6 protein-coding genes are annotated in these 12,388 nt (G+C 54.4%); 3 read left to right on the top strand and 3 right to left on the bottom strand.

The features are described from left to right. Window positions 1-69: 69 nt before the first annotated feature. Window positions 70-5,229 carry an autotransporter outer membrane beta-barrel domain-containing protein gene (locus EHV07_RS01430; RefSeq protein ID WP_147194179.1) on the bottom strand — a complete coding sequence of 1,720 codons (5,160 nt, stop codon included), beginning with the start codon at window positions 5,227-5,229 and terminating at the stop codon, window positions 70-72. A gap of 568 nt (window positions 5,230-5,797) precedes the next feature. Then, window positions 5,798-7,102: a glutamate/aspartate:proton symporter GltP gene (gene gltP / locus EHV07_RS01425; protein ID WP_147194177.1), complete on the bottom strand. Its 1,305-nt coding sequence runs from the start codon at window positions 7,100-7,102 to the stop codon at window positions 5,798-5,800. Window positions 7,103-7,633: 531 nt separating this feature from the next. Here gltP and acs point away from each other — a divergent pair. The 3 genes from acs to actP all read left to right on the top strand — a co-directional run bounded on the left by acs (window position 7,634) and on the right by actP (window position 11,703). Beyond that, window positions 7,634-9,586, top strand: coding sequence for an acetate--CoA ligase (gene acs, locus EHV07_RS01420; protein WP_147194175.1), 1,953 nt, complete (start codon window positions 7,634-7,636; stop codon window positions 9,584-9,586). A 150-nt stretch (window positions 9,587-9,736) separates the two neighbouring features. Continuing rightward, window positions 9,737-10,048 carry a DUF485 domain-containing protein gene (locus EHV07_RS01415; RefSeq protein WP_147200491.1) on the top strand — a complete coding sequence of 104 codons (312 nt, stop codon included), beginning with the start codon at window positions 9,737-9,739 and terminating at the stop codon, window positions 10,046-10,048. After that, the gene (gene actP / locus EHV07_RS01410) at window positions 10,045-11,703 is read left to right on the top strand and encodes a cation/acetate symporter ActP (RefSeq protein WP_147194172.1); all 1,659 of its coding nucleotides are present in this window, start codon (window positions 10,045-10,047) and stop codon (window positions 11,701-11,703) included. The genes EHV07_RS01415 and actP overlap by 4 nt, the downstream gene beginning before the upstream one ends. Before the next feature lie 43 nt (window positions 11,704-11,746). On the opposite strand, the gene EHV07_RS01405 is transcribed toward actP, so the two are convergent. Further along, window positions 11,747-12,292 carry a YfaZ family outer membrane protein gene (locus tag EHV07_RS01405; RefSeq protein ID WP_147194170.1) on the bottom strand — a complete coding sequence of 182 codons (546 nt, stop codon included), beginning with the start codon at window positions 12,290-12,292 and terminating at the stop codon, window positions 11,747-11,749. Window positions 12,293-12,388: the final 96 nt, after the last annotated feature.

Below are 12,388 nucleotides of genomic sequence, written 5' to 3'. Positions count from 1 at the left end.
GCGCCCTGCCAAACGGTTTAAAACTAACGGTCGCCACACAGACCGGGTTTCCCCGGCCTGCCTCACCGATCAGAAGGTCCACCGCACCCCCGCGGTGTAGCCCCAGCCTTTCGCGCCGTTGCTGTCGATCTCTTTGCGGTAGTCCGCCTGTGCGTAGAGCGAGACGTCGTTTCTGAAGGTGGTGGTGCCGCCCACGCCCACTTCCCACATCTGCCCGAACCTGCCGCTGTTAAAGGTATGGTCAAGGTTATCCACGCCTTCTGCTCCCACGGTAGTTTTCGCCTTTCCGCCCCAGCCTTTGAAGTAGTTAGCCTGTACGTAAGGCGTGTACTGCCGCCCGCCGTCGTCGCGCCAGCTGCGGTCCAGCTTCGCCCCCACCCGGCCCACCGTCTGGTTGTAGTCATCATATTTCACCGTCAGGTTCTCCTTATCGGTGAAGTTGTCCAGCCCCAGATGCAGGTACATCAGCTGCGCCTGCGGCTCCAGCCGCACGCCGCTGCCCAGCTCAAACGGATAGCCGCTTTGCAGCGAGGCCGTCCAGCCTTTGCCTTTGATTTTCGCCACCTCTTTCTGCCGCGCGATGTCCGTTTCGCCCCGGTGCCAGCTGTAAGAGAGCGTGCCGTCCAGATACAGGCCGCTGTCGCGCAGCCAGGTGCCGTAGAGCGCCAGGCTGTCGCTGTCGAAGGTGGTGCTGCTGTAGCCGTCCGCCGCGTCCGGGCGCAGCCGCGTGTTGCCGCGCGTGTAGGCCACGCCGCCGCGCAGGCTCTGCCCCTCGCCGTCGAGGCGCAGCACGTTGCCGCCCACCTGTAGCGCGCTGTAGTCCAGGTCAACGTTGTAGCCGAAGTCCTTAAAGTTCTGGCTGGTCTGGTAGCGCAGGTTCGAGCCGCTGTAGCGCAGGAACATCTCGCCGCCGTCGCCCGCCGGACCGCCCTGCTGATGGCGCAGCTCGCCCAGACGCTGCTGTAAGTCACCGAGAATGGCCGCCGTGTAATACGCCAGGCCGACCGGCGCGGAGATATAGGACGGCACCTGCGGCACCACCGCCGCGCGGCTTTCTGAACCCGTCTGGCAGGCCGCGCCGTTTTCACAGACCAGGTTGTTGGCCAGACGGTAGTCCCAGAACGCATTACCCGTGCCCGCCACCTGACGCTGCGCTGCGTCGCTGCTGCCCGGCGCGAAGCTGTACAGCCCGTAGCTCCACGGCCCGGCGGCCAGATAGCCGCCCTTCAGCGCAAAGCTGTCGGTGCCGGCGTTGCCCGCCACCTGCGCCAGCGAGATCCCCTCGTTCGCATTGGTGATGCTGTTCAGGTTGCTGTCGCTCAGCGTGCCGCTGCTGGTGGCGGCTGGCAGAACCTCAATAAAGGTGGTGCCGTTCGCATCGCCGGTGACGCGCAGCGTGTCGCTGCGCTGAGCAGCCAGCGCCCCGCCGCCGTTCAGATCGCCGTTGAGTCGTAACGATCCGCCGAAGGAGGCCAGCGAGCCCTCGATCGTCAGGGTGTCGCCCGGCAGCCCCGTGCCGTTGGTCAGATCCAGCGTGCCGTAGTTGTTCACCGTCAGCGAGTCATCCGTCGCGCCCGCCAGTACCGGGTTGATGCCGTTGCCGGCGTAGAGCGTTGAGGTGCCGTCGATGTTGATGGTGCTGTGCGCCAGCTTCAGGTTGTCGGTCAGCGTCCAGTCGGTGTTGAGGAAGTTGATGGTGCTCCAGCCCGCGCCCAGGTTGACGCCCCGGCTTAAATCGTCGCTGGCGAAGGAGCCGCCGCTTGCAGCGATCTTACTCAGATCGAGCGTGCTGCCCTCGCCGCCTGCGGTGGTGATGTGGCTGACGTTTGCCAGGCTGACGTTCTCCACATAAGCCTGATTATCGACGCCGCTGCCCATGGTCACGCTGCCGTCCAGGGTGCCGCCGGTCAGCGCCACCGTGTCGGTGCCTTCGCCGGTATTGACGTCGCCGGTCACGCTACCCGCAAGCAGCGCGATCTGGTCACTGGTTGCCCCACCGGCCACCAGCAAAATATCCGGCGACTCGGCACCCAGGGTGCCTTCGTTTATAAACACCGTGCTGCCGCCGCGCAGATCGATAACCGGCGAAATGGTACTGTAGGAATAGATATCACCGCGGTTAACCACCTGGCTGGCGGTGCTGGTGACGATGGCCGAGCCGCCGTCTTCGGTGCCTATATAGATATTGCCTTCCGAGATGACCCGACCGGTGGTATTGGCGCGGATCCCGGTGGATCCATACATCGCAAGAATGGCATAGCCGGATCCAACCACGAAATCTTTATCTGACGTTGAGCCATCGGCGTTGGCAAAGGTTACCCCCGTTCCGCCATCATGAACTTCAATAAAAGCGCCGCCGCCCGGCAGTGATGTGGAAGAGCGGATTGCGCTCCCGCTACCGCCGACATAGATCGACATCCCGGAGAGCGAGATATTACTGGCTCCAGTGCTGTTGTCGATACCATCCCCCCCGCCGTACACGTAGAGTGAGGTGTCGTTAATGGTAAGCGACGCATCTTTATCGAGCACAACGGCATCTGCGCCGTCATAGGCAAAAATACCATTACGGAAGATGCCCTCACCAAACAGAGTTAAGCCGCCGTTTTCACCGACGCGTATCGCCGTACTGTTGGCACCGGTAGCGCTCAGCTGACCGCCGTCAAAAAAGTATTGGTTGTTACCCGTTCCGGCATAGATACCGGTGCCTGAGGTTGTCGATATCGAACCACGGTTAAAAATCGTGCCGCCATCGTGCAGGGAAACAGCGGTGCTGTTCGCGCCGGTCAGCGCGATGTTTCCCCTGTTACTCAGGATATAACCCACCTCAAAACCGGTTGTGTTGTTACCTTCGCCTGAAACGGTCGAATTGTTGGAGATATAGCTGTAATTGGCATCGCCCCAGGCGCCCACCGTATTATCGCCGCTGAGGACAACCGGGCTGTTCACATCCACCTGCGCACCATTCAGCGCTTTGACGGCCGCTGCGCCTTCGCCGGTAACGGTAAAGCGATCGGCTAAGGTTGCATAACCCGAATTGGCAATAATCCCCGTGCTGTTCGCGCCGCTCAGCGTGACGTCGCCAGCAAATAACGTTGATAACGTGCCACCGTCCAGCTGATAGAGCGTCGATCCCGCCGTGCTGACATCAACATTTGCGCCGTTACTGACCAGCGTGGAGGAATATCCTTTCGCCTGATAACCGGTCTGATTGGCATTATTAAAAGTAAGCGAACTGGTGTTGCCGATGACGATCGTCCCGCCATCCTGAGCGATTGCACCCGTGGCATATTCACCGTTCAGATTGAGGATGCCATCCTGAGTGAATGTCGCTTCACCGCCAGAGACAACCGCCCCGCGTGACGGAGCCAGAGAAGTCCCGCCGTTGACGTTAATCGTGCCGTCCGACCAGGCGTTTGAGCTGGTGTTGCTGGAGATAACTTTTATCCCGGTGGCGTTGTCGCCATTGAGGTTAATGGTGCCGCTGTTACCGACCCGGCCGCCGCTGCCGGAATCAATCACCGCCATGGCGATATTTTCCTCCGGCTCCAGCAGCGCCCTGCCGTTGACGTCAATTACGCCATTGTTCAACACCTGAGCCAGTGCGCCGTCAGTTACCTGAATAGCGGTGCTGTTCTGCACCCGGGAACCGATGACGATCTGACCGTTATTTTTGACGCTGCCGTTCCCGTTGATCTTCACGCCATAGCTGCCGTCGGTCTGGTTCAGCACCACGTTGGAGGTGTCATCCGTCACGCTGTTCTGTGGCGTGCGGCCCAGATAAATAATCCCGTTGGTGCCGTTGATAAAGCTGGAATCGTCGGTCGTTAGCCTGACAGCAGAGCTTGAACGCCCGCCGGTGAGATCCGCTACGCCAAGGTTAATATTGCCGTTATTGATAAAGCCGCCGCTCTCCAGCCATACCGCTGCGGTTTCGCTGACAGGCTGGCTTTTTGCTGGCTGATAGTTAATTACGCCGTTATTGGTGAAACGGCTGGTTCCCTGCACCAACACCGTTTTGTCGCTGTAGTCCACAATGGCCGTATTGTTGTAGCCTCTTACTGAGGTATCAACGCCGGTGCCATCTGCGTTATTAAGAAAACCGCCGTTGATCACGCCGTTATTGATCCCGGTACTGGCATTCAGCAGCTGTAGCGCGTCGTTCAGGGTATAAGTGGCACCCGTGCTGGAAACTTTGCCGTTGATGATCGCCGTGGCACCGTTGTTAGCGCGTACCGCCGTGTCGTTGGCATTAATCACCTCCAGCGTTTTCCCTGCCTCCACCGTCACCCTGGCTTTAGGGCCATCGGCACTCAGAACAACCAGTTCACCCATCTGTTCAGACATTTTTTCATCGTAAGGCTGATCCTTCATCTGATAAACAATGTCGCCGCTGGTGATGGAAACGGCTTTGTTAAATTCTTCGTTGTAGCTGCTGGCATTGAGATTGCCGTTGCTCAACTGCTCAATCAGCCAGTCATTATAAGCTTTGAGCTGACTGACATTGGTGACCGTAAAGGAGGTGGTGGCGTCATCCCGTGTCGTTACCGTGAAGGTCCCTTTGTAGCTGACCACATTATTCACGGCATAATTAAGATAAGGCCCGCCATAAGGCACCGTGCCTGCGGTAAAATTAATACGGTTATTCGATCCCCAGTTGATCTGGCCGCTTCCGGTAGCGACAAACAGCTGGCTCTGCTTGGCCGCCATGCTCCAGCCGTTGGTAGCGGCGGTGGTTAACGCGTCCTCCTCGCCGATATCGACGTTGATGGTGCCGTTGCTGACCTGGGCCACACGGGTATTAATGTATTGTTGATTTCCCGAGGAATAGTAATCAGGTACAACGGTGTCGTTACCCACAGGCGTCAGCGCAGTGATATTTGCCGAATTAAAAACGGGGACGTAAATTATGCTGGAAGTGTCAAAATCGTACACGCTCACCGTAGAATTTTGCGGCCCAAGATCGAGACGAGCAGCGCCAAGCAGGGTGAAATCCAGGCCGCCGGACCAGCGTTTAGCGCCCAGCGTGGCGTTTTCAAAACCGCCGATGCCAGCATCGAATTGCTGAATGCCGCTGAGCGTTTGCGTTGAACCATTGCAGACGCAAAAAACCCCCACTCTGTTGTCGTTGGCTCCGGGAGAAAAAGGTTTCAGCGTGGCGGCCTGCACGGCGGGAAACATCAATCCCTGCGCGGCAATCAGGCTTATAAATAAGGGATGTAATTTAAACAAGGATAATTCCTCCACAAAGAAGAATAAAAACCGTAAAAAAGGCAGCAGAAAACAAGAACCAAAGGTTCTTTAAAAAAAGTATCTTCGACATAACGCCGAGGATTAAATGAGTAATGGCATAACATCACTTCAGGAGAAAAACGTCTATACAAACTTATGGAAACAACCGGCAATAAAATGAAATTAAGAATAATACTGCACACTTTCTTATAAAGACTGGATCTTTAATTTATTACCATACTGTTTACTATCATCAATTTGAGTTAAGTGTTTAGTGTACCCATAAATTAAAATAGCCCATTATGCCTAAGCTGATTATCATAATGCTTTACTTGCAGCAGAATAGATTGATGGTTAAGCCTGTCAGCGCATATGCCTGTGGCAAACTTATGCAGAGCAAGAATAGTTAAAAAGATAGCGCCGTTGTTGAAACTGGCTGAGCTATTAAGCTTCACCCTGAAGCTGAATAAAAATAACGTGATACAACGAAACGGTTTTCTGAAGGCAAAAAAAATGGCCCCGAAGGGCCACTCTTTACTCAGGCATCGCCTGACCATGAACGAAACAATCAGGAAGCGGAAGCCAGATGCTTCATCTTTGCTTCATAGGCCTGCGCCTGTTTAGCATCGAACTGGTTTTCCCACTTGGCAATCACCAGGACCGCCAGCGCATTACCGATTACGTTCAGCGCGGTACGAGCCATATCCATAATACGGTCTACGCCCGCAATAAACGCCAGGCCTTCCAGCGGAATACCGACGCTGCCCAGAGTTGCCAGCAGTACCACGAAGGAGACACCCGGCACGCCAGCGATCCCTTTCGAGGTCACCATCAGCGTCAGCACCAGCACGATTTCCTGACCAATCGAAAGGTCAATGCCGTACAGCTGAGCAATAAAGATTGCCGCGATGCTCTGATACAGCGTGGAGCCATCCAGATTGAAGGAGTAGCCGGTTGGCACCACAAAACTGGTGATGGACTTGGGCGCACCGTAAGCCTCCATCTTTTCCATGATCCGCGGCAGCACCGTTTCCGAGCTGGAGGTGGAATAAGCGAGGATCAGCTCATCTTTCAGAATACGCATCAGCGTAGTAATCCGCAGATTACAGAACCGCGCCACGGCACCCAACACCACAAAGGCGAAGAACAGAATGGCGGCGTAAACCAGGATAACCAGCTTGGCCAGCGGCCACAGCGACGCAAATCCGAAGTTAGCAATGGTCACGGAGATCAGGGCAAACACGCCGATTGGCGCATAGCGCATGATCATATGCGTCACTTTGAACATGGTTTCCGAGGTTGAACGGAACACGTTCAGCAGCGGTTCGCGATGTTCCGACGGCAGCGATGAAAGCCCCAAACCGAACAGTACCGAGAAGAAGATAATCGGCAGCATGTCGCCTTTTGCAATCGCCGCAAAGATATTCTGCGGGATCAGCGAAAGGAGCGTTGTCACCAGACTGTGCGCGCCACCCTGGACCTGCGCCGTTGTCGCTTCATACTTAGAGATGTCCACCGTTGCCAGCGTCGACATATCAATGCCGTAGCCAGGTTGAAACACATTCGCCAGGGTAATCCCTACCACAATGGCAATGGTGGTTATCACTTCAAAATAAACAATGGTTTTGACGCCAATGCGTCCCAGTTTTTTCGCATCGCCCACGCCGGCAATACCGACGATTAACGTGGAAATCACAATAGGCACGACGATCATTTTGATCAGGTGGATAAAGATATCCCCGGCCGGACTCAGAATGTTAGCGATTAACCATTCACGATCTGACGGTTGATTATGCAGTATCGCACCAACGATGATCCCCAGTACCAACGCCGTCAATATTTGCCAGGCAAGGCTGAATTTTGCAGCTTTCATAATAGTTTTTTCCTTAACAAAACCCGCTCTCCGCATGTGCTGTGCGGAGTGAATCACTCTCAAGGGAGGTCAGGCCTAAGCCGGCTAATTCGCGGATAATGGATGGTTGATACCTGATTTGCAGGCGCGTAATCAGTACCATTTTCACGGGTATAAATGCAACCCTAAGTGATATATGGCTACTATATCGTCAGCGTGCAGGATAAAGCTCTGGAATTAATCACAATAACTAACTTGTTGTTATAATTAGTAATATTTAGCTTATTTAACGCATAGCTATGCACTTTTTCGCAATACGCCGTAACCCTGGCAAGGTTTAATTGTGCTAAAAATAACCAGCTTGTTTTGGCTCAGGAAAGCAAATCTGGGTGTTGTTTACCTCCAGGTAAACAGTAATAAGACAAATTTTTAATCGTTTTGATCGTCTGTTGCACTGGCGTGATCTGTGGCGCAAAAAGCAAACAAAGCCCGGCGGCTCGCTCCATCCAACCTTTGATTGACATATTATTAACATCTTCAAGGAGAGTAGCCATGAGCCAACAACACCGACATCCTGTGCCCGCGAACATCGCGGAAACTACCCTAATCAATGCTCAGCAGTACCAGTCGATGTATCAGCAGTCTGTCCAGGACCCCGATGCCTTTTGGGGCGAACAGGGCAAAATCCTTGACTGGATTAAGCCTTATACCCAGGTAAAAAACACCTCGTTTGCACCGGGTGATATCAATATTCGCTGGTATGAAGACGGTACGCTGAATCTGGCCGCAAACTGCCTCGATCGCCATTTGCATAACCGTGGCGATCATCCGGCGATTATCTGGGAAGGTGACGACGCCAGCGAAAGCAGAACATTGACCTTTCGTGAACTGCATCGTGACGTTTGCCGTTTCGCTAATTCATTGAAAGAGTTGGGTATTAATAAAGGCGACGTGGTGGCTATTTATATGCCGATGGTGCCGGAAGCCGCCATTGCCATGCTCGCCTGCGCCCGTATCGGCGCTGTTCACTCGGTTATCTTTGGTGGATTTTCGCCAGAAGCCGTGTCTGGCCGTATTATCGACTCCAATGCCAAACTGGTTATCACTGCCGATGAAGGCATCCGCGCTGGCCGCACTATCCCGCTGAAAAAGAACGTAGATGACGCGCTGGCTAATCCTGCCGTCACCACTATCACCAACGTTGTGGTGTTACGGCGCACCGGCACGGATATCACGATGAGCAGCCGCGATATTTGGTGGCATGAGCTGATGAATAAAGCCAGCGCGCACCATCAGCCGGAAGAGATTGGCGCGGAAGATCCGCTGTTTATCCTTTATACCTCCGGATCGACCGGCAAGCCCAAAGGCGTACTGCACAGCACCGGCGGCTATCTGGTGTATGCCGCGACCACTTTTAAGTACGTTTTCGACTACCATCCTGACGACGTTTACTGGTGTACAGCTGACGTTGGCTGGATCACCGGCCACAGCTATTTGCTGTATGGGCCGCTGGCCTGTGGTGCCACCACGCTAATGTTTGAGGGCGTACCGAACTGGCCGAAACCGAGCCGGATGGCAGAGGTGGTGGATAAACATAAAGTAACGCTGCTCTACACCGCGCCAACGGCTATCCGTGCGTTGATGGCCGAAGGCGACAAGGCCATCGCCGGAACGGATCGTTCCAGCCTGCGCATCCTGGGCTCCGTTGGCGAGCCGATTAACCCGGAAGCCTGGGAATGGTATTACCAGAAAATTGGTGACTGCCGCTGCCCAATCGTCGATACCTGGTGGCAGACGGAAACCGGTGGTTTTATGATCACGCCGCTGCCGGGTGCCACCGAACTGAAAGCCGGTTCGGCGACCAAACCCTTCTTTGGTGTCCAGCCTGCGTTAGTGGATAACGAAGGCAATGCGCTGGAAGGCGCATGCGAAGGCAATCTGGTGATTATCGATTCCTGGCCGGGCCAGGCTCGCACGTTGTATGGCGATCACGATCGCTTTGAACAAACCTACTTCTCCACCTTTAAAAATATGTATTTCAGCGGCGACGGTGCACGCCGTGATGAGGATGGCTACTACTGGATAACCGGCCGTGTCGACGACGTCCTCAACGTTTCCGGCCATCGTTTAGGCACGGCGGAAATTGAATCGGCGCTGGTTTCGCATCCTAAAATAGCCGAAGCGGCGGTTGTCGGTATTACGCACAATATTAAAGGCCAGGCCATTTATGCCTACATCACGTTGAACAGCGGAGAGGAACCGTCAGCCGAACTCTATACGGAAGTTCGTAACTGGGTACGCAAAGAAATTGGCCCGATTGCCACACCGGACGTGTTGCACTGGACCGACTCTTTACCCAAAACCCGCTCCGGTAAAATTATGCGTCGTATTTTGCGTAAAATTGCTGCGGGCGACACCAGTAACCTGGGCGATACCTCTACGCTGGCCGATCCTGGCGTGGTGGAAAAATTACTGGAAGAGAAACAGTCAATTAAAATGCCCTGAGGCCGTTTAGAATAAAAATGATTCACAGCGTAATTTATCCGAAAAGATAATTACGCTGTTTTTTAATTTATCCAATATCCATACCGATTTTCAAAGCCGTTAATCAATCCGATTAATAATAATCCTGATTATATCTCTGGAGATACGATGATGAATGACATTATTTATCAACGGATAGAAAAAAGCGCGCGTTTTAAAGAGCTGGTAAGGAAACGCCAGGCATTTGCCACCCTGCTCTCGGCAATTATGCTTATCCTCTATGTCGGTTTCATTCTGTTAATTGCTTTTGCGCCCGGCTGGCTGGGTACGCCGCTTGATGCCAACACTAACGTTACGCGCGGCATTCCCATCGGCGTTGGCCTGATCGTGATCTCTTTTCTTCTCACCGGTGTTTACGTCTGGCGAGCCAATGGCGAGTTTGACCGCCTGACCCGGGAATTGTTGAATGAGGTGAAAGGATGAAAATACGCTCGCTTTATTATGCGCTGCCGGCACTGCTGCCCCTGTCCGCCTCCGCCGCAGATGCCATTACCGGCGCGGTGCAGAAACAGCCAACCAACGTTGAAGCCATCGTGATGTTTTTGCTGTTCGTGGCAGCAACGCTGGGCATTACTTACTGGGCTTCAAAGCGCACCCGCTCGCGTAGCGATTACTATACCGCTGGCGGTAATATCACCGGCTTTCAAAACGGGTTGGCGATGGCGGGCGATTTTATGTCCGCCGCCTCTTTTTTGGGGATCTCGGCGCTGGTTTATACCTCAGGGTATGACGGGCTGATTTACTCGCTGGGCTTTCTGGTCGGCTGGCCGATCATTCTGTTTCTGATCGCCGAGCGCCTGCGCAATCTGGGACGCTATACCTTTGCCGACGTCGCCTCTTATCGCCTGAAACAGATGCCGATCCGCACGTTGTCCGCCTGCGGTTCGCTGGTGGTCGTCGCGCTGTATCTGATTGCGCAGATGGTTGGCGCGGGAAAACTCATCCAGCTGTTATTCGGCCTGGATTATCACGTGGCCGTGGTGTTGGTCGGCATTTTGATGGTGCTCTATGTGCTGTTCGGCGGCATGCTCGCCACCACATGGGTGCAGATTATTAAAGCCGTGCTGCTGCTGTTTGGTGCGAGCTTTATGGCGATTATGGTGATGAAGACCGTAGGCTTCAGCTTTAATAATTTATTTACTCAGGCCATGGCGGTGCACCCAAAAGGTATTGCCATTATGCGGCCCGGTGGACTGGTTCACGACCCGATTTCAGCGCTGTCGCTGGGGCTCGGATTAATGTTCGGCACGGCTGGCCTGCCGCATATTCTGATGCGGTTCTTTACCGTCAGCGATGCCCGTGAGGCGCGTAAAAGCGTCTTTTACGCCACCGGTTTTATGGGCTACTTCTATTTCCTGACCTTTATCATTGGCTTCGGTGCCATTTTACTGGTCGGCGCGAATCCGGCCTTTAAAGATGCCAGCGGGCTGCTGATTGGCGGTAATAATATGGCGGCAGTGCATCTGGCGGATGCGGTAGGCGGCAGCCTGTTCCTCGGTTTTATTTCGGCAGTTGCCTTTGCGACCATTCTGGCGGTCGTGGCTGGCTTAACGTTGGCGGGCGCTTCGGCGGTTTCCCACGACCTTTATGCCAGCGTGGTGAAAAAAGGCCAGGCCACGGAAAAACAGGAACTGCGCGTCTCGAAGATTACCGTGCTGGTGCTGGGCGTAGTGGCCATTGCGCTGGGCATTCTGTTTGAAAAACAGAATATCGCTTTTATGGTCGGGCTGGCCTTCTCCATCGCCGCAAGCTGTAACTTCCCGATTATCCTGCTGTCGATGTATTGGTCAAAACTGACCACGCGCGGCGCGATGATCGGCGGCTGGCTGGGATTAATCACGGCGGTGGTGCTGATGATTCTCGGCCCGACGGTTTGGGTACAGGTGCTTGGCCATGCGAAGCCGATTTATCCCTATGAATATCCGGCGTTGTTCTCAATGCTGGCGGCGTTTATCGGCACCTGGCTGTTTTCGGTGACTGACCATTCGGCAGAAGGTCAACAGGAACGCCAGCGTTTTCAGGCGCAGTTTGTTCGTTCACAAACCGGGGTGGGAATAGAGAGCGGAAAGGCGCATTAGGAAAGGTGTCTTTAAAGGCGGATCCTGCGATCCGCCTTTTGCATCAGAAGTGCAGCGATGCGCCCACAAACGGGCCGTCGGCAATCACGTTGTCTTTACGACCGTCTTTACCGTTCATGGTCATGTACTGATAGCCAACATGAACATCTACCAGCGAAATCGGCTGGAAGCTGACGCCAGCAGACGCTTCCTGGTAGTTATCAATATGGCTGGAGAACGCGTCCGGCGAGTAGTAATACTGGCCATACACGTTAAACATGTGGGTAACAGGTACGTTAACGCCAAGGCCAACAGCAACCGCATAACCGTCTTTCGTATCCTGCGGATTGGTGGAGATGGCTTTCACGCCCGGCGACAGGAACACATCACCCAGCGCGACGTTGTAGCCCAGACCCAGGCTGCCCATGCTGCCGTCGTGGTCGCTGCGCAACCAGTTACCTGAAAGCGCAAAACCCGGTGACGTCGTCCCCAGTCCGGCATGCAAATTGGTGTAATCACGGCCCACATCAATACCGCCTTCGATAGCCTGCGCTGAACCTGCCAGCACCAGTAGCGCCAGAGCGCCTGCGGTCGTTGCCACTGCTTTCATTTTTTATTCTCCTGATAAATTTACTCACGCCGGATTCCGACGGCTTGTCAGCGTAGACCATCATCATGCTTTTTAACATGAGAATCTGATGAATTA

The sequence above is a fragment of the Pantoea sp. CCBC3-3-1 genome (assembly GCF_007981265.1).
GTDB lineage: Bacteria > Pseudomonadota > Gammaproteobacteria > Enterobacterales > Enterobacteriaceae > Erwinia.
This window is presented reverse-complemented; position numbering and strand designations above follow the sequence as displayed.

Coding starts and splice junctions, on each gene's coding strand:
- gltP (WP_147194177.1), bottom strand. CDS start 7,102: ATGAAAGCTGCAAAATTCAGCCTTGCCTGGCAAATATTGACGGCGTTG.
- acs (WP_147194175.1), top strand. CDS start 7,634: ATGAGCCAACAACACCGACATCCTGTGCCCGCGAACATCGCGGAAACT.
- EHV07_RS01415 (WP_147200491.1), top strand. CDS start 9,737: ATGAATGACATTATTTATCAACGGATAGAAAAAAGCGCGCGTTTTAAA.
- actP (WP_147194172.1), top strand. CDS start 10,045: ATGAAAATACGCTCGCTTTATTATGCGCTGCCGGCACTGCTGCCCCTG.
- EHV07_RS01405 (WP_147194170.1), bottom strand. CDS start 12,292: ATGAAAGCAGTGGCAACGACCGCAGGCGCTCTGGCGCTACTGGTGCTG.